This is a genomic window from Streptomyces sp. NPDC032161 (assembly GCF_040636995.1).
Lineage (GTDB): Bacteria > Actinomycetota > Actinomycetes > Streptomycetales > Streptomycetaceae > Streptomyces.
In genome coordinates, this window is the sequence record NZ_JBEZVN010000005.1 from 1 (window position 1) to 18868 (window position 18868).

Sequence of the window (18868 nt, forward strand, 5' to 3'; positions counted from 1 at the left end):
CACCGTCAGATCATCCGAGAAACGCCGGTCACCCGTCGCATCCGGCACATACTTCACACAGACAACGATCCTCAAGCTCACGCCGGCTCTCCTACCTGGTGCGGTTGGTAGAGACGACAATATGGCACTCAGTACCCTCTGTAAAGGAACGCAGTGCCAGAAAGCGTCTTTCGATGCTACGTTCCCCGCATGACTGACGCACGCACACCGGCGAAGAAGGCCCCCATGCGGGAGGTGCTGGCCGAGGCTGCCTTCCAGCTCTTCCTGGAGCGGGGCTTCGAGCGGACCACGGTGGACGACATCGTGGCCCGGGCCGGGGTCGGGCGCCGGTCGTTCTTCCGGTACTTCCCCTCGAAGGAGGACGCGGTCTTCCCGGACCATGAGCGGTGTCTCGCCGACATGACCGCGTTCCTGGCGGCGGGCGGCGGCGTGGATCCGGTCGACGCGGTGTGCGACGCGGCCCGTCTCGTGCTGCGCATGTACGCGGCCAACCCCGAGTTCTCCGTCCAGCGCTACCGGCTCACCCGGGAGGTGCCCGGGCTGCGGACCTACGAACTGTCCGTGGTGCGCCGGTACGAGCAGACGCTGGCCGGCTACCTCCGTGAGCGCTACGGCGACGAGCGGGACGGCGCGCTCCGTGCCGAGGTGATCGCCGCGTCGGTGGTCGCAGCGCACAACAACGGACTGCGCAGCTGGTTGCGCTCGGGCGGCGAGGGCGACGCGGAGGCGGCGGTGGACCACGCCTTCGGGCTGGTGCGGAGGGTGTGGGGCAGTGCGGCGTCCGGGGACGTGTCGCCGCCCTCGGCCGACGGTGGCGCGGCCGACGGCGACGTGGTGGTGATGGTCGCCGCGAAGAACGCGCCGATGTGGCGCGTGGTGCAGCAGATCGAGTCGGTCATCGGTCAGGACTGACGCCCGAAGTCGTCTCTTTGGCACTGAGTGCCTTTACGTCTCGGCACTCAGTGCCCTATGGTGCGGACGCGCCGACGCGCACGCATGGCGCATCCGAGCCGAGCGCAAGGGGTCGAACGTGTCCCAGTCGTGGAATGACACCGTGCAGACGGAGCGTGAGGAAACCGGCCTGCACTACCACCGCTGCCGTTGGTGCGGCACCGCCTCGTTCCGGAGGCTGCTGTGCCCGGTGTGCGCGTCGAGTGATCTGGAGTCCGAACACAGCGACGGTCTGGGCGTCGTGGTGAGGTCCGGCGTCGTGCACCGCTACACGGAGGCGGCACGCAACGAGTCGCTCGTCAGGCTTCCCGAGGGATTCGTGTTCCGTTGCCGCGTCGTGGGCGCCGCACCGCACCTCGTGGCGGTCGGTGCGCGGGTGCGGCCGCTGGCCGGGGGCGATCCGGCCGCCGGTGAGGTGGTCTTCGAGCTCTGCGAGCCGCCGAGGAGGGATGACTGGCTCTGAGCACCTGGACTTCGAGCGTCCGGCCCGGTGTGTCCCGCGCCACACGGGGCCAGCCCGTCGTACACCTGGAAGCCACCTTCCCGCCATGGGCAGGTCATCGTCTTCCCCGCGGGTCGTGATTGGCTGGGGGCATGATGGATGAACTTCTCGCCGGAATCGCGGAAATCTCCGGAATCGTCGGGAACACCGACACCGACGGCGGCGGTCCCGCCGGACGCCTGAACGACGTCGAGGAAGCGGTGCGCGCGGCGGCCGCCGCCGAGATCATGCCCCGCCACCGGCAGCTCGCCGCGCACGAGGTCGTCGAGAAGAACGGCCCGCACGACCTGGTCACGGTCGCCGACCGCCTGGCCGAGGAACACCTCACGGCCTCGTTGTCCCGGCTCCTGCCCGGCTCGGTCGTGGTCGGGGAGGAGGCGGTCCACGCCGACCCTTCGGTGTACGACGCGCTGGACGGTGACGCTCCGGTGTGGATCGTCGACCCCGTCGACGGCACCCGCCAGTTCGTACGCGGTGAACCGGGCTTCTGCACCCTGGTCTCCCTCGCCCACCGCGGCGAACTCCTCGCCTCGTGGACCTACGCCCCCGCCCTCGACCAGATGGCCGTCGCGGTCCGCGGCCGGGGCGCCACGCTGAACGGGCAGCCGCTACGGTCCGGCACGCCCGCCCCCGGCGCCGTTCTCGAAGTGGCCACGTCGCACCCCGACTACACCACCGACGCACAGAAGCGGGCACTGCTCGGCCTGCGTACCGACGGCATCGACGCCCGGCCCTGTGGCTCGGCCGGTCTCGAATACCTCGCCGTCGCGCGTGGGGAGCTCGACGCCGTCGCCTTCACCTGGGAGTACGCCTGGGACCACGCGGCCGGTCTGCTGCTGGTCGCGGAGACGGGCGGCGCCCAGGCAACGCTCTCCGGCGCCCCCTTCAGGATCGCCGGAGGCAATGACCTGCCGTTCACGGCGGGCCGCGACGGTGCGACCGTCGAACGTGTCCTGAGCGCGCTGCGCGAAGGAGCCTGACCGGCCACCGCCCGGCCGTCCCCGGTCCCGTCCGTCGTGGGTCAGGGCACCGGTCCCTCAGCCGTCCGCGCCCTCCCGGCGTTCCGCGCCGTCGGCGCCGTCCGGGCCTTCCCCGCCGCCGGGCGCGAGGGCCGACCGGACGCTCCGTACCAATTGCGACGCCTGCTCCACCGCCGCCGGGTCCAGCCCCCGCATCACCTCACCGACCCGCGCGGCGAGGTCCCGGGGAGCGTCCGGCAGCGCGGCCGCGGCGGCCAGCGCGCCCTTCTCGTTCAGGCACCACACGCGGTGGTGGGCGTGGAGAGCCTGGGCGATGATGCCGAACGCGCGCGACAGGCACAGGGCGACATGGAGCGTGTCGCCGGCGGAGGACGACTTGCGGGCGCCCTCCACCAGGAACTCCGCCTCCCACGCGGCTTCCACCAGCGCCGCGCGCAGCGGCTCCGGATAGTCGGCCGTCGCTCGACGAAGCACCGTCAGATCCCCGTGGGGGTCGGCGAGTACGTGACACAGCGCGACCTCGCCCGGATAGGAGGGGGACCAGAAACCGAGCGGATGCCCCGGCTGCACGCCCACTTCGTAACGCCCGACCAGGCAGTCCGACCACACCGCCTCCACCCGGTCCAGATCGCGCAGGATCCAGTCCACCGGGGTGCCGTCCACGCGCAGCCAGGCCCCGCCGTTCACCCAGGGGCCCCAGCCGCCGGGCCCCGCGACCTGCGCGGGGGCGCCCTGGACCTCGGAGGCCAGCGCGGTGAGCGCGGCGACATCGGGGACGCCGCGACAGTAGACGCCCAGATCCCAGTCGGAGTCCGGGCGATGGGTGCCTCGGGCGCGGCTGCCGCCCAGGGAGACCGCGCGGACACCGGGCACCGAGACGAGCCGGGAGGCCATGTCGGCGATCCGGGCGGGCACGACCGGGGCCTCCCTTGTCACCGGGGGCCGCTGAGCGGGAGAGTCGGGAGAGTTCGGTGGCTTCATCGCGCGTGACCCTACCCCGGCCCGCGCCGCCGGAGGCTCGGAATATCCTGGACGTGCTGGCCGTCGGCTGACGAAGGAGTCCGAAGGTGCCGTCGATGCTCGATGCCGTCGTCGTGGGGGCGGGACCCAATGGACTGACCGCCGCGGCCGAACTGGCCCGGCGCGGTTTCGCCGTGGAGGTCTTCGAGGCGGGTGACACCGTCGGAGGCGGTGCCCGCACGGAGGAACTCACGTTGCCGGGCTTCCGCCACGATCCCTGTTCCGCCGTCCATCCGCTGGGCATCGGTTCGCCCGCGTTCGCCGCCATGCCGCTCGCCCGGCACGGTCTGGAGTGGCTCCAGCCGGACCTGGCGCTGGCCCACCCGTTCCCGGACGGCTCGGCCGCGGTGCTCACCGGGTCCGTGGGGGAGAGCGCCATGTCGCTCGGTGCCCAGGACGCGGGGGCGTACCGCAGACTCGTCGCCCCGTTCCTCGGCCACTGGGACACCCTCGCCGAGGACTTCCTGCGCACCCCGTGGGACGGGCTGCCCCGTGACCCGTACCGCTGGGTGCGTTTCGGTCTCGACGCGCTCCAGCCCGCGACGCTGCTCTCCCGCCGATTCCGGGGCGAGAAGGCGCGCGGGTTGTTCGCCGGGCTGGCCGCCCACGCCATCGCGCCCGTCAGCGGGGTGGCGACCGGCGGGATCGCCCTGCTCTTCGCCCTGGCCGCGCACGAGAAGGGCTGGCCGGTGCCGCGCGGCGGATCGCAGGCCATCTCCGACGCCCTCGCCTCGTACGTACGAGAACAGGGCGGCACGATCCGCACCGGCAGGGAGGTCAGGCGCCTCGACGAACTTCCGCCCGCGCGGGCGTACGTCTTCGACACCTCGCCCTCCGCCCTCGCCCGCATCGCGGGCCTGGGCCGCGCGTACAGCGGCTATCGGTACGGCGCGTCCTGCTTCAAGATCGATTACGCGCTGTCGGGCCCGGTCCCGTGGACCGCTCCGGAGGCGCGCCGGGCCGGGACGGTCCACATCGGTCCCACGGCGGGTGAGATCGACGCCGCGCTGAGCGCCGCCGTGACGGGCCGCGACCCGAGCGTGCCGTTCCTGATCACCGCACAGCCCAGCCTGATCGACCCCTCCCGCGCGCCCGAGGGCCGGCACGTCTTCTGGGTGTACGGACACGTCCCGGCGGGCTGGGAGGGCGATGCCACCGAGGTCATCGAACGCCAACTGGAGCGTTTCGCCCCCGGGTTCCGTGATCTGGTGCTGGCCAGGGCGGTGGCCGGTCCGCCCCGGATCGCGGCGCGCAACGCCAATTACGTGGACGGCGACATCGCGTGCGGTGCGTTCGCCGGTCTCCAGACGGTGATCCGGCCCAAGCTGGCGCGTGTCCCGTACGCGACGGCCCATCCGGCGGTGTTCCTGTGCTCCTCGGCGACCCCGCCCGGCCCGGGGGTCCACGGCATGTCCGGCCACCATGCGGCGAAGGCGGTGTGGAGGCGCCTGCGCACGGCGTACTGACGCTGCGTCAGGCACGGAACCGGCGCCTGACGTGCGCGGTGGGCCGGGCCGTCGGGGGCGGACGGGTCCCGGGGGGCGGGGCCGTGTCCGTCAGGCCGGGCGGGGCAGGTCGATGGAGCGGTTCTCCTCCACGACGTGGTAACCGGCGCTCGTGTACAGGTTCATCGCCACCTCGTTGCCGCCCCACACGGTGAACATCAGCGCCGAGTCGCCCGCCGCGAGCGTGGCCCCCTCCCCGGCCGTCATCGCGGCCCGCCCGTAGCCTCTGCCGCGGTGCCGCTCCTGGACATGCAGCGAGTACCCGTAGGTGACGCCGGGAAGATACCCGTGCTTCAACCAGCCGGTGCCGATCTTCCCGCCGCCTGTTTCAAGTACCAGGAACGTGTTGTCGGGCGTGGCCAGGCCCTCGGGGATCAGCTTCGCGAAGTCGCGCTCGGACTTGCGTACGGCGTCCTCGGGGCTCAGCGCTCCCGCCCGGACGATGCCGTGTGCGTAGGAGTCCTTCTCCGCGGCGAGCCATTCGGGGAATTCGTCCCGGGTCATCGGGCGGGCGGTGATGCCGTCGAGCGGTTCCGGCGGGGAGGCGACGGGCCGCGCCCTGACCTGGCCGCGGACGCCGTAGTCGTCGAACGGCCCGTCGTCGGGCCCTATGAGCCGCACGTCCACCCGGCGCGCTCCACGCTCGGCGCACCACCTCTCGGCCCAGTCCCTGGCGGCCCGTTCGTACCCCCGTCCGGCGTGCGACGCGCCGATGCGGAGGTCGCCGATACGGCCGACGCGCCTGCCGTTGTCGTCGGCCACGACCACGGCGACGTGCCCCACTCGGGTACCGCCCTCCGTGATCTCGACGATCGTCCAGCCGAGGATGTCGGCGCGCACCTCCTCGACCCTGCGCGCCACCGCGGCCTCGCCGAGCCCGGCGGCCGTGTGCGCGGCGCGCAGCCGCTGCTCGAAGTCGTTCTGCCAGTCGGCACTTTCACCCAGGGTGTTGAATTCCGTCACCCGGTCACACTGCCACGTCGTCCCGGGAGCGAGCGTGTGATTTCGCCGTCGGCGCGCTACCGCCGCGAGATGCCGCCCGCCCCGGGCGCGGCATCATGGGTGTATGAGTACACCTGAACCCGGGGCCGTCGCCGTCACTCTGGTGCGGGGCGACATCACACGGCAGTCCGTCGATGTCATCGTCAACGCGGCGAATTCCTCGCTGCTCGGCGGGGGCGGGGTCGACGGAGCGGTGCATCGGCGTGGAGGGCCCGAGATCCTGGCCGCCTGCCGTGAGCTGCGGGCTTCGCGGTACGGGAAGGGGTTGCCCACGGGGCGGGCGGTGGCGACGACCGCGGGGAGGCTGGACGCCCGGTGGGTGGTGCACACCGTGGGGCCGGTGTGGAGCCGGGGCGAGGACCGCTCCGAGCTGCTCGCCTCCTGTTACCGCGAATCACTTTGCCTGGCGGCGGAGTTGGGGGCGCGCACGGTGGCGTTTCCCGCGATCTCGACGGGGATCTACGGCTGGCCCATGGACGACGGGGCGCGCATCGCCGTCCGTACGGTGCTGGCGGAGGCCGTCGCGCCGGTCGAGGAGGTGCGGTTCGTGTTGTTCGACGCGCAGGCGTATGCCGTGTTCGAAGAGGTTCTGTCGGCGCACGGTTGAGCGCGGTGCCGCGCGACCGCCGTCGCGCGGGGAAGGACCGCGCGGCCTCGGCGTGCCGGGGAGGTTCACGCCGGGACCACGCGGTACGCGGTCACTTGTGAGGAGTGGGCAGCAGGGCCATTTCGCGGGCGTTCCTGATCGCGCGGGCGAGCAGCCGCTGCTGCTGGGCGGTCACGCGGGTCAGGCGACGGCTGCGGATCTTGCCGCGGTCCGAGATGAACTTCCGCAGCAGATCGGTGTCCTTGTAGTCGATGTAGGCGATTCCGGCCGCGTCCAGCGGATTGGGCCGGGCCTTCGAAGACGCGCGCTGGTCGTCGCGTCGTGTCATATGAGCTCCTTGCGATTTTCGGAGGGTCGTGTCTTCCGAGAGCGCGGTCAGGGGACCGGGTCGAGGAACGAGTCGAACGGGGCGGGGAGCCGCCTCCACGCCTCGGGCCCTTCCGCGTATTCGGCATCGGTGAGGAGGCAGGAGTCGAGGACCCGGACCACTCCGTCGCGATCCAGGGCCGGTGAGGTGAAGACCAGGTGCTGGCAGCGGTCGCCGTGCTCGGGGTGCCAGTCGAGCGCGGCCGCGGCCCTGCGCACCGGGGGCACCAGGTCCCAGGCGGCGTCCGGCAGCGACGCCAGCCACGGACCCGCGCTCTCCACGCAGAGCGCGCCGCCCGCCGCGTCCCAGGCCAGTAGGGTGTCGGGCCGGTCGGCGAGCCAGAAGCGGCCGCGGCTGCGGGCCGCCGCGCAGCACAGGTCCTCCAGCGCCCGGTACAGCCGTTCGGGGTGGAAGGGGCGGCTGCGGTGCCAGACGAGCGTGGTGACACCGGCCTCGTCCGCCTCCTGCGGCAGCAGCGCGCAGGCGGGGTGCTGGGCGGCGGCAGCCGACTCCACGTCGAAGCCGGCGAGGGCGAGGCGGGCCAGTTCCGGGGATCCGGCGGCCACATGACGGGCCGTCGGGTGGAGCTGGGCGAGGAGAGCGCGGTCCTCGTCGTCCGCCGCCTCGTCGTCCACGAGGGCGAGCACGGGCGCGTACTCCAGCTGACGCGCCCAGGTGTCGCCCACGGCCCGCCGGTCGTTCGCCGCCGCCGCGAGTCCCGCCTCGGCCAGGTCGTCGCCGTTGCCGAGGTAGGGCAGCACGAGCGCGGGATCGACGGCGGTGATGACATTGGTGAGTTCGAGCACGTCACCGCCGTGTGCGACGACCACCTCGGCCATCGTCCGGGGTTCGACGGAGTCCCACAGCTCGACGATCGCCGGTCCGGCCGGACCGGCGTCGGCCAGCCGCCGCAGCTCGGGAACCAGGTCCTCGCGCAGCGCGCAGCAGGCGCAGTCGTCGACGAGCGGGGTGTCAGCGCCGGACAGTTCGCCCGAGGCGTCCCGCACGGTGCGTCGCACCGTCCCCTCTGCGGCGCCGGTCAGATCGTGGTGCAGGGCGACACTGCCGGGGACGGTGCGCAGCAGTCGTTCCACGACCTCCCTGCGGGCGTCGGAGTGGAGACCGCCGACGATCACTACGGGCAACCGCGTCGCGCTCCGCATCAGTTCACCCCGCGCCGGCCGTAGCGGCGTTCGAACCGCTCGACGCGTCCGGCGGTGTCCAGTACGCGTGCGGTGCCCGTGTAGAAGGGGTGGCTCGCGGAGGAGATCTCGACGTCCACGACGGGGTAGGTGTTGCCGTCCTCCCACACGATCGTCTTGTCGCTGGTCACGGTGGAGCGGGTGAGGAAGGCCGACCCGGCCGCCTTGTCGCGGAAGACGACGGGGCCGTACGGCGGGTGGATTCCTGGCTTCATGGGCGGTCCTTCGGGGAGGGGAGCCCGGACGGGACGTCCGGAGCGGTCGGTCAGCGTTCTTCGCGGAAGTCGACGTGCCTGCGGGCGACCGGGTCGTACTTGCGCAGGACCATGCGTTCGGGGTCGCTGCGACGGTTCTTGCGGGTGACGTACGTGTAGCCGGTCCCCGCGGTGGAGCGGAGCCCGACGACGGGGCGCAGTTCGGTGCGAGCCATGCCGCTACTATATGGCAATGATTTCCATTTCCAATACGCGGTCGGCCGCGGGAAACGAGTAGTGCCATGTCCGCCCACTGCCAACTGACCGGCGCCCGGCCGGGCTTCGGCAACCGCATCTCCCACTCGCACCGGCGCACCTCGCGTCGCTTCGACCCCAACATCCAGCGCAAGCGGTACTGGCTGCCGAGCGAGGGGCGCAGCGTCCGGCTGACGCTCAGCGCCAGGGCGATCAGGACCGTCGACGCCATCGGTGTCGAGGCGGCCGTCGCCCGCATCCGGGCCAGGGGGGAGAAAGTCTGATGGCGAAGAAGAGCAAGATCGCACGGAACGAGAGGCGCAAGGCGGTCGTCGAGCGGTACGCCGCCCGCCGCGCCGAGTTGAAGGAGATCGTCCGGCGGCCGTCCAGTGCGGACGGCGAACGCCGTGCGGCGGCGGACGAGCTCCGGAGCCAGCCCCGCGACGCGAGCGCCACCCGGGTGCGGAACCGCGACGCGGTGGACGGACGGCCGCGCGGGCATCTGCGGAAGTTCGGGCTCTCCCGCGTGCGCGTGCGCGAACAGGCCCACGCCGGGCTGCTGCCGGGGGTCACCAAGTCCTCCTGGTGAGAGGGTCGTTCGGGCGGTGACGGCCGCCGCCCGAACGACCGGCAGGGACGGGCCGGCCGCCGTCCCCTCGACCGGTACGGATGAGCAGGCCGCCGCCGGGCCGCAACGGCTCGGCCGCCCGGTCCATCCCCAGCGGTGCGGCGCGGGCCGACGGTGCGTACCGGTGCGGTGAGGGCGGGCGATGCGTACAGGTACGGTGCGGGCGGCCGGTCCGTACCGGTGCGGCCGGGGGCGGTCCGCGTGGACCCGGCCGGATTCGATGCCCCGTGCCGCGTACCGGCCCTCCGCGGCTGACAGGATCTGCGGATGCTTCGGAACCGCGGCCTCGTCCTCTCCGTCGTGGGGGCGCTGTACGGACTGTCCGCGATGGGCGACCAGATGGCGCTCGTCGCGCTGACCATCCGGTTGCACGACCAGGGGCGGTCGGGCCTCGCGATATCGGCCCTCGTCATCGCGGGGGTGCTGCCGCTCGTGGTGGTGGGCCCCCTGGCGGCGCCTCTGGTCGACCGGGTCGAGAGCGGTCGGCTGATCGTCGTCGTGACGGCCCTCCAGGCCGTGATCGCCCTGGGGCTGGCGTTCGTCACCGACGTGGTGGCGAGCATCGGGCTGCTGGCTCTGCTCGGGGTCGGGCCGGCCGTGGTCTCTCCCGCGCTGCTGCTCCTGGTGCCCGAGATCCTCGGCGAGGAGAACGCGGCCCGGGGCTACGCCCGGTTGGAGACCTTCCGCTCGGCCGGCAACGTGGTGGGTCCCGCGCTCGCCGGTCTCCTCATGGCCGCCTTCGACAACCGCGTGGCGCTGCTGTGCGACGCGGCGACGTTCGCCGCCATGGCGGCGGCCTTCCTCGGGCTGCGGGTCCGGCGCCGACCCGCCGCCGGGACCACCGCGAACTGGCTCGCCCAGGTGCGCGAAGGAGTGGGGGTGCTGCGCGCGGACCGGCTGCTGCGCACCGCGACCGCGGCGCTCTCCGCGGCCATCCTGTTCACCGCCGTGCTGAGTGTGGCGCGGGTGTTCTTCATCCGTGACGACCTCGGGGCGTCCGACACGGCGTACGGCGTCCTCGTCACCGCGCACACCGTCGGCATGCTCCTCACCTCCGCGCTGATCGCTCCGCGGATCCCCGTGGCATGGCAGCCGCGCGTGCTCGCGGGGGCCGGGGTCCTCATGGGCGCCGCGCTGGCCGCGAGCGCCGGGATCCCCGTGTTCGCCGTCGCCCTCGGCGCCTTCGTGCTCACCGGAGCCGCCAACTCCCTGCAGGCCCTGGCCATCCGCAACCTGATCCACGCCCGCGTCCCGGCCGACGTGCGCGGGCGGGCCTTCGCGTCCTCCGGCGCCGCGCTCAACGGCGCCAACCTGACCGGAACCGCGTTCGGCGGACCGGCGGTGAGCCTGCTCGGTGGCGCCGGCGCGCTGGCGCTGGCCGGCATCGGCACCCTCGTCGTGAGCCTCGCCGGCGCCCCGGTGCTGTCGCGCGGGCGGAGCGAGGCCGGCCGGACGCCCGCCGAAGCCGGCCGGACGTCCACCACCGGCACGGCCCGGCCCGTCGGACCGGCGCGGGACTGAGGTGGGGCGGGCGGAGGAGAGTACCTGGCAGTGCGAGGTCGATGTCGGATTCTCGCCAGCCCGAGGGCGCCCGGTGGCCCATGCTGGAGGCATGTACACGGACACCGAGCGCTGCGTACGGGCGGTCCAGTCGAAGGACGCCCGCTTCGACGGCTGGTTCTTCACGGCGGTTCTCACCACCCGGATCTACTGCCGCCCCAGCTGCCCCGTCGTGCCGCCCAAGGTCGAGAACATGACCTTCTACCCCAGCGCCGCCGCCTGCCAGCAGGCCGGATTCCGGGCCTGCAAGCGGTGCCGGCCCGACACCAGCCCCGGCTCCCCGGAATGGAATGCCCGCGCCGACTCCGTCGCCCGCGCCATGCGCCTCATCCGCGACGGTGTCGTCGACCGCGAGGGCGTCCCCGGGCTCGCCGCCCGACTCGGCTACTCCGCCCGGCAGATCGAGCGCCAACTCCTCGCCGAACTGGGTGCGGGCCCGCTCGCCCTGGCCCGCGCCCAACGGGCCCAGACCGCGCGCCTGCTCATCGAGACCACCTCGTTGCCCATGGCAGAGGTGGCGTTCGCCGCCGGGTTCGCCTCAATCCGCACCTTCAACGACACCGTGCGCGAGGTCTTCGCCCTGGCCCCGGGCGAGCTGCGCAGCCGCGCCGCCCGGTCCACGACACCGACACCCGCCCCGGGGGTGATCACGCTGCGGCTGCCGTACCGGGCACCGCTGAACCCCTCCAACCTCTTCGGACACCTCGCCGCCACCGCGGTCCCCGGTGTCGAGGAGTGGCGCGACGGCGCCTACCGCCGCACGCTCACCCTCCCGCACGGGCACGGCATCGTCTCCCTCACCCCGCGCCCCGGCCACGTCGGCTGCCGGCTGTTCCTCACCGACCCCCGGGACCTCACCCTCGCCATCAGCCGCTGCCGCTGGCTGCTCGACCTGGACGCCGACCCGGTGGCCGTCGACGACCGGCTGCGCGCCGATCCACTGCTCGCGCCCCTGGTCGACACGGCCCCGGGGCGACGGGTGCCGCGTACCGTCGACGGCGCGGAGTTCGCCGTACGGGCGGTGCTCGGGCAGCAGGTGTCGACCGCTGCCGCCCGCACCCACGCGGCGCGCCTCGTCGCCGCGCACGGCGTCCCCGTCGACGACCCGGAGGGCGGCGGCCTCACCCATCTGTTCCCGGTCCCGGAAGCGCTCGCCGGACTCGACCCCGAACGGCTCGCCCTGCCCCGCACCCGTCGCACCACGCTCACCACGCTGGTCGGCGCGCTCGCCGACGGAACGCTCCGGCTCGGCACCGACAGCGACTGGGAGCGGACACGGACCGAACTGGCCGTCCTCCCCGGCTTCGGCCCCTGGACCGTCGAGGCGATCGCTATGCGCGCCCTCGGCGACCCGGACGCCTTCCTCCCCACCGACCTCGGCATCCGCCGAGCCGCCGCGGAGCTCGGCCTCCCGTCGACCCCCGCCGCGCTCACCGCCCGCGCGGCGGCCTGGCGGCCCTGGCGCGCATACGCGGTCCAGTACCTCTGGACCGTCGACGACCACCCCATCAACCACCTGCCCGCATGACCCAGTTGGGACGATCCGTCATGACCACCACGCCCGCACCCACGACCTCCCGGCGGCCCGGGACGGCCGTCCACCGGCGGCACACCGTCGTCGACAGCCCCTACGGCCCGCTGACACTCGTCGCCACCGACGGCGTGCTCTCGGGCCTCTACATGACCGAGCAGCGCCACCGCCCGCCCGAGGAGACCTTCGGCGAGCCCGACCCGCGCCCGTTCACGGAGGCGATCCGCCAGCTCGACGCCTACTTCGCCGGCGAGCTGCGCGAGTTCGACCTGCCGTTGTGCCTGGACGGCACCCCGTTCCAGCGCAGTGTCTGGGCGCAGCTCCAGCTGATCCCGTACGGCGAGACCCGCTCGTACGGTGAGCTGGCCGAGACCCTCGGCAAGCCGGGCGCCTCCCGTGCGGTGGGTCTCGCCAACGGCAAGAACCCGGTGGGCATCATCGTCCCCTGCCACCGCGTGATCGGTGCCTCCGGCGGTCTCACCGGCTACGGCGGCGGGCTCGACCGCAAGCAACGGCTGCTGGCCTTCGAGAAGGGCGGACGCGACGACGGCCCGGGCCTTTCCCTCTTCTGACGCCTCCCGGGGAGGGCGGACGCGTGACACCGCCCGGGCCGGCGCGGTGGACGTGTGACGCCGGAAGCGCGGGCGGCGGGAGATTCGGGCCCGGGTGGTGTCGGACCCGGGCCCGGGCGGCGGCGGAATCCCGGGCCCCGGGTGGGGCCGGAGCCCGGTCGGGGCGTGCGTCCGCCCCGTCGGTCGGTGTCCAGAGCCCCGTGCGGCGTCAGCCGACGAAGATCTCCACCACGGTCCAGATCGCCAGGCCCAGCATGCACAGCCCGCCGATCCGCTGAACCGTCTTGAGCGGCACCCGCTTCGCGATGAACTGCCCCGCGAGCAGAGCCAGCGCCGAGACCGACATCAGCGCGGCCGCGGACCCGATCGCCGTGGACCAGGTGCCGTTGCTCGCGGCCAGATTGGCCGTGGTGATCTGCGTCAGATCGCCCCACTCGCTGATGAAGACCGCCATGAACGCGGTCGAGTAGACAGGCCAGAACCCGGTCACCGTCCTGACGCCGTCCTCCTCCTCGTCATCGCCGCCACCGGCACGCAGCAGCATGAACGCGCCGAACGCGAACAGGGACGCCGAGACGACCTTGACGAGCCAGTCCGGCAGCAGCCCGATCAGGCTGCCCGCCCCGACGGCGATCGCGACGTGCACGATGAACGCGGACGACGTGCCGAACCAGACGTACAGCGGGCGCATGCGGGTGCCCATGGCGAGGGACGCGAACATCGTCTTGTCCGGCAGTTCGGCGAGGAAGATCAGCCCGAAGGCGGTGATGATCGCCAGGGGGTCGAGGTGCATTCCGGGTGGCTTTCTGTGAGAGCCGGGCCCCGGGCCTTCGCGAAGCGCCACTCGGGCTGTCCGGAGGACCACTCGGCCCGGCACGACGTCGGCACCCGCGGGCCGCGGGCACGTCATACCTGACCGAAGGTCTCGCCCGCCCGTGGGACTCACGGGCCCGGCCACCGGGAACCCGAGGGCTCCAGTGTGTCGACGACCGGTTTGCGGGGCTACTCCCCTTCGCAGCCGCCCACTGTACCCCAACTACCACCTGAGGTGCGCAGGTGTTCGATCCGATGCGGGGTCGGTACAGTCCCCGAGTGATCGTCCGAGCCGTCTCCGGAGGCGTCCCCGCATGAGCCGCCGCCCGCGCAAGCCCGCCCCCGCACAGGGCGCCTCCCGGCCCACCGTCAGCGTCTGCCGCGGCTGCTGCTGCGGAACCCCGAAGATCCCGGACGTGGACCACGCCGGTCAGCTCGCCGTGCTGCGCCGGACGCTCGCCGACGTGGCGACGGTCCGCGCCGTGGACTGCCTGGACGCCTGCGAACAGGCCAATGTCGTCGTCGTACAGCCCTCGGCTCAGGGGCGCGCGGCCGGTGGCCGGCCGGTCTGGCTCGGGCTCGTCAACGACCCGGACGCCGTGACCGACATCGCCGCCTGGGTCGAGGCGGGCGGGCCGGGGCTGGTGGACCCGCCCGGGATCCTCGACCTCTACGCCTTCCGCCCCTCGCGCCGCGTCCAGCGGGAACTGCGGGAACCGGGGGACTGAACGCGCCTGTCGGATCGCGGGGCGAGGTGCCCCCGGGGCACCGCAGTCGCACCGGTCGGCCCGGCCCCCGGACCCTCAGCCCCGGGAGCCCGTGTCCCCGCGGCCACCGTCCACGGCAGCGTCGTTTCCCTCGCCATCCTCCCCGTCCCCGGCCCCGTCCGTGCTCGTGGCCGCCGTCAGCCCCCTCAGCAGTGCGGGAAGGGCCGTCCCGATCGGTTCACGAACAGTCTCCGCGGCCAGTTCGTCGTACGGCGTGGGCTCGGCGTTCACCACGATCAGGCGTGCCCCGTGCTCCACCGCGATCCCCGCCAGCGAGGCGGCGGGCTGCACCTGGAGCGTCGTCCCGACCGCGATGAACACCTCGCACGCCTTGGCGATCGCCATGGCCTCGCCCAGGACCACCGGATCCAGCCGCTCACCGAACATGATCGTCGCCGACTTCAGGATGCCGCCGCAGACCGTGCACGGCGGATCGGCCTCGCCCGCCTCCACCCGGGCCAGGGCCTCGGCCATGGGGGAGCGCGCGTGGCAACGGGTGCAGACCACCTCGCGCGCCGTGCCGTGCAGTTCCAGGACCTTGCGGGCGGGGAGACCGGCCAACTGGTGCAGACCGTCGACGTTCTGCGTGATCACCCGCACCGGCGTGCCGGACCGCTCCAGCTCGGCCACCGCGCGGTGGGCGGCGTTCGGCCGTGCGTTCCAGGTCGCGCTGGTGCGGCGCATCTGCCACGAACGCCTGCGGATGTCCGGATCGCTCATGTAGCAGTCGTACGTGACGAGCTTCTCGGCCTCCGGGTCCTTGCGCCAGAGCCCGTTCGGCCCGCGGTAGTCGGGGATGCCGGAATCCGTGGAGATACCGGCGCCGCTGAGGATCGCGACGAGAGTCATGGCCACGAGCGTACGCAGCGCCGGACGCCGCCCGCGAGGCCATTTCGCCCGCGACGCACGGCCGGCGCACAGGCCGAACGCACGGGGCGAGAGGTGACACGACGGTCGAGGACCGGGCCGGACGGACGTCAGGCCGCAGGGCCCACGGGACTGAACGGTGACGGGGTCCGGCCCGTCCAGGTGTGCAGCTCGGCGCGGGCGGTCTGCTTGGTGACGCCGCCCTCCTGGGCGGTGCCGCTCCGGGCCACGTAGAAGCGTCCGTCGTCGAGCGAGACCAGCCCGTACTGCCCGTACTGGCCCGGTGCCTGCCATCCGTACGTACCCGTCGCCGCATCGTGCGCGCCCTTGCGCAGCAGGGGGAGCAGCAGGCCGCGCTCCGGTGTCCGCTGGCCCCGGACGAGCCCCCGCACCGGCTTCCTCGCACCGTCCAGCGCGAACACCGAGTAATTGGGGAAACCGGGCTTGGTGCCCTTGTAGACGGCCATCAGCCAGTTGCCGCTGTGTCCGTCGTACTCCAGGTTCTGCACGCCGTACGTGGTGTTCCCGGTGTATACGAAGAACTTGCCGTCGACGCGGGCGGGACCGCTGGTGTGCGGGGCCGACTCGGTCAGCGGGCGCTCGTACTTCCGCCACCGCGTGACGTCGTACTGGAGCAGCACCTGGTGGTCGTTGTCCGCGCGGCCCCGGTTGGCGTACACGCCGTACGCGACCGTCAGCCGCCGCTCGGCGTGCCTGCCGCGCCGGTCTCCGAACGCCGGGCCGAACGCGACGCCGTCGATGCCGCTGCAGCCGTAGCGGTGGTCGGGGGTGTCGGCGGTGTCGCCGTCGAACACGCCGTCGCCGTCCATGTCGGCGGTGAAGTCCTTCACGACCTCCTGGAGGTGGACGGTCGAGACGACGCCCGTGGACCGGGCGTCCATGTCCATGCGGGTGACGCGGTCCACGTCCAGGATCGCGATGTAGAAGGACCTCGCCTCCTTGTACTCCAGCGAGCCGTACACCCGGCCGTCCTTCTCGTCGAAGTCCAGATCGCCGAGATGGCCGGTGAAGCCGGTGACCGAGCCCACCGGGTTGCCCCCGAGATCGGTCTTGACCAGCAGGTCGGTCATCGAGAAGTACATGAAGCCCTTGCGGCGGTCGATCGCCATGCCCTGGACGTGGCCCGAGCGCCAGGCGCCGCCGTCGACCGACGACGGCACGTCACGCGAGGGGGCCGGGGCGGGGGCCGGCCGTGCGGTCGCCGTCGGCGCCGTGGCGACGACCGCCGCGCAGGAGAACGTGGTACAGACGAACGCCGCGACGACCGACGCCGTGAACCCACCGAAACGACCCGTGTGCTTGCTCATGTCCCCTCCGCTGTCGTGGAGTTCGGATGATGCAGGCTGAGCGTGCACCGAGAACGACGGGCGGGTGAATTCGCGCGCCCGGCAGTCGCCGACCGCCGCCCCGGCTCCGCACCCCGGTGGCCCGTGCACCAGCTCACCGGCTGACGGCCGGTCAGGACAAGCCCCGCGGGTCAGCCGGTCACCGGACGGCCGTCCTCCAGCTCCGCCGCGCCGCCGCCCGAGTCGAGCACGTCCAGCGCCGCCCTCAGGCGCAGGGCGAGACCGGCGGGCAGGTGGTGGTCGAGATCGTCGCGTTCGACGAGCTCCCAGGACAGCAGCTCCTCCTCCTGGAGCCGGATCTCCTTCAGCTCCCGTTCCCCGAGCACGCCGCCGTCGTAGAGGTACGCGGCGATCGGCGGACGCCCCGGGCCGCGCGCCCAGTCGACCGCGAGGAGCCGCCCGGGCGGCACGTCGAGGCCGATCTCCTCGGACGTCTCGCGTCGTGCGGCCTGCCGGGGGCTCTCGCCCTCGTCGGACTCGACGGTTCCGCCGGGCAGCGCCCAGCCCTCGCGGTAGTTCGGTTCGACGAGCAGTACCCGGCCGCGGGCGTCCCGGAACACGGTGGCCGCGGCGGCCAGCACCCGGGGCAGCCCCGCGATGTAAGCGGCGTAGTCAGTGGTGGTCACGCGGGCAGCGTAGTCGCACGGTACGGGCCCGGGACGGCCCTGGGCAGCGGGTATGTGCTGCGGATAGGGTCGGTGCGGCGCGACTGCCTGTTCGAAAAGCAAGGGGTTCAAGGTGGCGGACGGAGCAGTGATGGAGACCGCGAGCGTGCTCGTCGCGGCGGACAAGTTCAAGGGCTCGCTCACGGCGGTGCAGGTCGCCGACCGGGTGACGGCCGGGCTGCGGCGCGTCGTCCCCGGGGTGCGGGTCGAGACCCTGCCGGTGGCGGACGGCGGCGACGGCACGGTGGCGGCGGCGGTGGCCGCCGGGTTCGAGCGCCGTGAGGCACGGGTGACCGGGCCGCTCGGGGAGCCGGTGACGGCGGCGTACGCGCTGCGCGGCACCACCGCGGTGGTGGAGATGGCCGAGGCATCGGGCCTCCAGCACCTTCCCGCGGGCGTGTTCGCCCCGCTGACGGCCACGACGTACGGTTCCGGCGAGTTGCTGGCCGCCGCGCTCGACGCGGGCGCCCGGACGATCGTGTTCGGTGTGGGCGGCAGCGCGACGACGGACGGCGGCGCGGGAATGCTGGCCGCGCTCGGGGCCCGCTTCCTGGACGCGGACGGCAAGCCCGTCGGGCCCGGTGGCGGCGGACTCGCCGATCTCGCCGAGGCGGACCTGTCCGGCCTCGACCCGCGCCTGGCCGATGTGGACCTGGTCCTCGCCAGCGACGTGGACAACCCGCTGACCGGTCCCAAGGGAGCCCCCGAGGTCTACGGGCGGCAGAAGGGCGCCACCGAGGAGGACATCGCGGTCCTGGACGCCGCGCTCGCCCACTACGCGTCCGTCCTCGGTCCGGAACACGCCGGGCTGCCCGGGGCGGGTGCGGCGGGCGGCATCGGTTACGGGGCGCTGGTCGCGCTCGGGGCCCGGTTCCGCCCCGGCATCGAGGTCATGCTCGACGTCCTCGGCTTCGCCCCCGCACTGGCGCGGGCCACCCTGGTGATCACCGGTGAGGGGTCGCTCGACGAACAGACCCTGCACGGCAAGGCCCCGGCGGGCGTGGCCTCGGCCGCCCGCGCGGCGGGCGTCGAGGTCGTGGCGGTCTGCGGCCGGCTCGCGCTGACGCCCGAGGCGCTGAACGGCGCGGGCATCAGCCGGGCGTACGCGCTCGCGGACCTCGAACCGGACCCGGCCGTCTCCATGGCCCAGGCGGGACCGCTGCTGGAACGGGCGGCCGAGACGATCGCGCGCGACTTCCTGCGGTAGGCCGTGCCGGCGAACCGCCGCCCGCCGGTCGACGCCTGGTCCGCACGCCCGCCGCGTCGTCGGAGTCGTTCTCGTACGGGAACGATCCTCCGCCTCGTGCTCGCACGCGCCGGACGCCGCAGGCCCGGCTCCCGGCCGACGGGCGGCGGTTCGCCGGCACGACCCGGCGCCCCTCCCGACGTTCGCGCCGTCGCGGGCCTCGCCGGTCGCGGCATCGCCCGCGGGCCCGGTTGCGTACCCGCCCGCGTTCCGCGGCCGAGGAGGCCCGTTCGGCACCGGCCCGGGTCCCTTCCCGGACCACCGGCC

At 73.3% G+C, this 18868-nt stretch carries 22 protein-coding genes and 1 pseudogene; 12 read left to right on the forward strand and 11 right to left on the reverse strand.

The features are described from left to right. Positions 1-81: pseudogene (locus AB0E67_RS14250) on the reverse strand (electron transfer flavoprotein subunit beta); the annotation flags it as partial. Between the two features lie 108 nt (positions 82-189). Between AB0E67_RS14250 and AB0E67_RS14255 the strand changes: the two are divergent. The 3 genes from AB0E67_RS14255 (at position 190) to AB0E67_RS14265 (ending at position 2433) form a co-directional block, all read left to right on the forward strand. Further along, complete coding sequence (locus AB0E67_RS14255) at positions 190-912, forward strand: TetR family transcriptional regulator (RefSeq protein WP_362025593.1); 723 nt, start codon at positions 190-192, stop codon at positions 910-912. A gap of 142 nt (positions 913-1054) precedes the next feature. After that, positions 1055-1414: a hypothetical protein gene (locus tag AB0E67_RS14260; RefSeq protein WP_362025596.1), complete on the forward strand. Its 360-nt coding sequence runs from the start codon at positions 1055-1057 to the stop codon at positions 1412-1414. Between the two features lie 131 nt (positions 1415-1545). After that, a complete protein-coding gene (locus tag AB0E67_RS14265) occupies positions 1546-2433 on the forward strand; it encodes an inositol monophosphatase family protein (RefSeq protein WP_362025598.1) in 888 nt (295 codons plus the stop codon). Between the two features lie 57 nt (positions 2434-2490). On the opposite strand, the gene AB0E67_RS14270 is transcribed toward AB0E67_RS14265, so the two are convergent. Continuing rightward, a complete protein-coding gene (locus AB0E67_RS14270; protein WP_362025601.1) occupies positions 2491-3348 on the reverse strand; it encodes a nucleotidyltransferase domain-containing protein in 858 nt (285 codons plus the stop codon). A gap of 152 nt (positions 3349-3500) precedes the next feature. Here AB0E67_RS14270 and AB0E67_RS14275 point away from each other — a divergent pair, with 152 nt between their 5' ends. Beyond that, positions 3501-4919: an NAD(P)/FAD-dependent oxidoreductase gene (locus tag AB0E67_RS14275; protein WP_362025604.1), complete on the forward strand. Its 1419-nt coding sequence runs from the start codon at positions 3501-3503 to the stop codon at positions 4917-4919. A 90-nt stretch (positions 4920-5009) separates the two neighbouring features. On the opposite strand, the gene AB0E67_RS14280 is transcribed toward AB0E67_RS14275, so the two are convergent. After that, positions 5010-5921 (reverse strand): GNAT family N-acetyltransferase, encoded by a 912-nt coding sequence (locus AB0E67_RS14280; protein WP_362025607.1) that lies wholly within the window; start codon positions 5919-5921, stop codon positions 5010-5012. Between the two features lie 103 nt (positions 5922-6024). Here AB0E67_RS14280 and AB0E67_RS14285 point away from each other — a divergent pair, with 103 nt between their 5' ends. Continuing rightward, a complete protein-coding gene (locus AB0E67_RS14285; RefSeq protein WP_362025610.1) occupies positions 6025-6567 on the forward strand; it encodes an O-acetyl-ADP-ribose deacetylase in 543 nt (180 codons plus the stop codon). A gap of 91 nt (positions 6568-6658) precedes the next feature. Here AB0E67_RS14285 and rpsR read toward each other — a convergent pair whose 3' ends face one another. Genes rpsR through rpmG form a run of 4 tightly spaced genes read right to left on the reverse strand, consistent with a single transcriptional unit; the run spans position 6659 to position 8566 of the window. Continuing rightward, positions 6659-6895 (reverse strand): 30S ribosomal protein S18, encoded by a 237-nt coding sequence (gene rpsR / locus AB0E67_RS14290; protein ID WP_362025613.1) that lies wholly within the window; start codon positions 6893-6895, stop codon positions 6659-6661. A gap of 47 nt (positions 6896-6942) precedes the next feature. Further along, the gene (locus AB0E67_RS14295) at positions 6943-8097 is read right to left on the reverse strand and encodes a GTP-binding protein (protein ID WP_362025616.1); all 1155 of its coding nucleotides are present in this window, start codon (positions 8095-8097) and stop codon (positions 6943-6945) included. Then, a complete protein-coding gene (locus AB0E67_RS14300; RefSeq protein ID WP_362025620.1) occupies positions 8097-8351 on the reverse strand; it encodes a type B 50S ribosomal protein L31 in 255 nt (84 codons plus the stop codon). The genes AB0E67_RS14295 and AB0E67_RS14300 overlap by 1 nt, the downstream gene beginning before the upstream one ends. A 50-nt stretch (positions 8352-8401) precedes the next feature. Then, positions 8402-8566, reverse strand: coding sequence for a 50S ribosomal protein L33 (rpmG, locus tag AB0E67_RS14305; RefSeq protein ID WP_362025623.1), 165 nt, complete (start codon positions 8564-8566; stop codon positions 8402-8404). A gap of 66 nt (positions 8567-8632) precedes the next feature. On the opposite strand from rpmG, the gene rpmB reads away from it, so the two are divergent. The 5 genes from rpmB (at position 8633) to AB0E67_RS14330 (ending at position 12876) form a co-directional block, all read left to right on the forward strand. Next, entirely contained in the window at positions 8633-8869 is a 237-nt protein-coding gene (gene rpmB, locus AB0E67_RS14310; protein ID WP_073791974.1) for a 50S ribosomal protein L28, read from the forward strand. Continuing rightward, on the forward strand, positions 8869-9174 hold the full coding sequence (gene rpsN / locus AB0E67_RS14315; protein WP_362025626.1) for a 30S ribosomal protein S14: 306 nt from the start codon (positions 8869-8871) through the stop codon (positions 9172-9174). Before rpmB ends, rpsN begins: the two co-directional genes overlap by 1 nt. Before the next feature lie 306 nt (positions 9175-9480). Next, entirely contained in the window at positions 9481-10734 is a 1254-nt protein-coding gene (locus tag AB0E67_RS14320) for an MFS transporter (protein ID WP_362025629.1), read from the forward strand. A 91-nt stretch (positions 10735-10825) separates the two neighbouring features. Continuing rightward, positions 10826-12301 carry an AlkA N-terminal domain-containing protein gene (locus tag AB0E67_RS14325; RefSeq protein WP_362025631.1) on the forward strand — a complete coding sequence of 492 codons (1476 nt, stop codon included), beginning with the start codon at positions 10826-10828 and terminating at the stop codon, positions 12299-12301. Between the two features lie 20 nt (positions 12302-12321). Next, entirely contained in the window at positions 12322-12876 is a 555-nt protein-coding gene (locus tag AB0E67_RS14330; protein WP_362025634.1) for a methylated-DNA--[protein]-cysteine S-methyltransferase, read from the forward strand. Between the two features lie 208 nt (positions 12877-13084). Here the strand turns inward: AB0E67_RS14330 and AB0E67_RS14335 are convergent, their stop codons facing one another. Then, on the reverse strand, positions 13085-13669 hold the full coding sequence (locus AB0E67_RS14335) for a TMEM165/GDT1 family protein (protein ID WP_362025635.1): 585 nt from the start codon (positions 13667-13669) through the stop codon (positions 13085-13087). Between the two features lie 334 nt (positions 13670-14003). On the opposite strand from AB0E67_RS14335, the gene AB0E67_RS14340 reads away from it, so the two are divergent. Beyond that, the gene (locus AB0E67_RS14340; protein WP_360114152.1) at positions 14004-14417 is read left to right on the forward strand and encodes a (2Fe-2S) ferredoxin domain-containing protein; all 414 of its coding nucleotides are present in this window, start codon (positions 14004-14006) and stop codon (positions 14415-14417) included. A gap of 75 nt (positions 14418-14492) precedes the next feature. On the opposite strand, the gene AB0E67_RS14345 is transcribed toward AB0E67_RS14340, so the two are convergent. The 3 genes from AB0E67_RS14345 to AB0E67_RS14355 form a co-directional block, all read right to left on the reverse strand. Next, positions 14493-15305, reverse strand: coding sequence for a Sir2 family NAD-dependent protein deacetylase (locus AB0E67_RS14345; protein WP_362025639.1), 813 nt, complete (start codon positions 15303-15305; stop codon positions 14493-14495). Positions 15306-15433: 128 nt separating this feature from the next. Continuing rightward, entirely contained in the window at positions 15434-16651 is a 1218-nt protein-coding gene (locus AB0E67_RS14350) for a hypothetical protein (RefSeq protein ID WP_362025642.1), read from the reverse strand. 170 nt (positions 16652-16821) lie between these two features. Next, a complete protein-coding gene (locus AB0E67_RS14355) occupies positions 16822-17316 on the reverse strand; it encodes an NUDIX hydrolase (RefSeq protein ID WP_362025645.1) in 495 nt (164 codons plus the stop codon). 130 nt (positions 17317-17446) lie between these two features. Between AB0E67_RS14355 and AB0E67_RS14360 the strand changes: the two genes are divergently transcribed. Continuing rightward, positions 17447-18562 (forward strand): glycerate kinase, encoded by a 1116-nt coding sequence (locus AB0E67_RS14360; RefSeq protein ID WP_362025648.1) that lies wholly within the window; start codon positions 17447-17449, stop codon positions 18560-18562. The last annotated feature ends 306 nt before the right edge of the window (positions 18563-18868 follow it).

What these genes read in the sequence shown, in the direction of transcription:
- AB0E67_RS14255 (WP_362025593.1), top strand. Translation starts at nt 190, where the DNA reads ATGACTGACGCACGCACACCGGCGAAGAAGGCCCCCATGCGGGAGGTG.
- AB0E67_RS14265 (WP_362025598.1), top strand. Translation starts at nt 1,546, where the DNA reads ATGATGGATGAACTTCTCGCCGGAATCGCGGAAATCTCCGGAATCGTC.
- AB0E67_RS14285 (WP_362025610.1), top strand. Translation starts at nt 6,025, where the DNA reads ATGAGTACACCTGAACCCGGGGCCGTCGCCGTCACTCTGGTGCGGGGC.
- rpsR (WP_362025613.1), bottom strand. Translation starts at nt 6,895, where the DNA reads ATGACACGACGCGACGACCAGCGCGCGTCTTCGAAGGCCCGGCCCAAT.
- AB0E67_RS14295 (WP_362025616.1), bottom strand. Translation starts at nt 8,097, where the DNA reads ATGCGGAGCGCGACGCGGTTGCCCGTAGTGATCGTCGGCGGTCTCCAC.
- AB0E67_RS14300 (WP_362025620.1), bottom strand. Translation starts at nt 8,351, where the DNA reads ATGAAGCCAGGAATCCACCCGCCGTACGGCCCCGTCGTCTTCCGCGAC.
- rpmG (WP_362025623.1), bottom strand. Translation starts at nt 8,566, where the DNA reads ATGGCTCGCACCGAACTGCGCCCCGTCGTCGGGCTCCGCTCCACCGCG.
- rpmB (WP_073791974.1), top strand. Translation starts at nt 8,633, where the DNA reads ATGTCCGCCCACTGCCAACTGACCGGCGCCCGGCCGGGCTTCGGCAAC.
- rpsN (WP_362025626.1), top strand. Translation starts at nt 8,869, where the DNA reads ATGGCGAAGAAGAGCAAGATCGCACGGAACGAGAGGCGCAAGGCGGTC.
- AB0E67_RS14320 (WP_362025629.1), top strand. Translation starts at nt 9,481, where the DNA reads ATGCTTCGGAACCGCGGCCTCGTCCTCTCCGTCGTGGGGGCGCTGTAC.
- AB0E67_RS14325 (WP_362025631.1), top strand. Translation starts at nt 10,826, where the DNA reads ATGTACACGGACACCGAGCGCTGCGTACGGGCGGTCCAGTCGAAGGAC.
- AB0E67_RS14330 (WP_362025634.1), top strand. Translation starts at nt 12,322, where the DNA reads ATGACCACCACGCCCGCACCCACGACCTCCCGGCGGCCCGGGACGGCC.
- AB0E67_RS14335 (WP_362025635.1), bottom strand. Translation starts at nt 13,669, where the DNA reads ATGCACCTCGACCCCCTGGCGATCATCACCGCCTTCGGGCTGATCTTC.
- AB0E67_RS14340 (WP_360114152.1), top strand. Translation starts at nt 14,004, where the DNA reads ATGAGCCGCCGCCCGCGCAAGCCCGCCCCCGCACAGGGCGCCTCCCGG.
- AB0E67_RS14345 (WP_362025639.1), bottom strand. Translation starts at nt 15,305, where the DNA reads ATGACTCTCGTCGCGATCCTCAGCGGCGCCGGTATCTCCACGGATTCC.
- AB0E67_RS14350 (WP_362025642.1), bottom strand. Translation starts at nt 16,651, where the DNA reads ATGAGCAAGCACACGGGTCGTTTCGGTGGGTTCACGGCGTCGGTCGTC.
- AB0E67_RS14360 (WP_362025648.1), top strand. Translation starts at nt 17,447, where the DNA reads ATGGAGACCGCGAGCGTGCTCGTCGCGGCGGACAAGTTCAAGGGCTCG.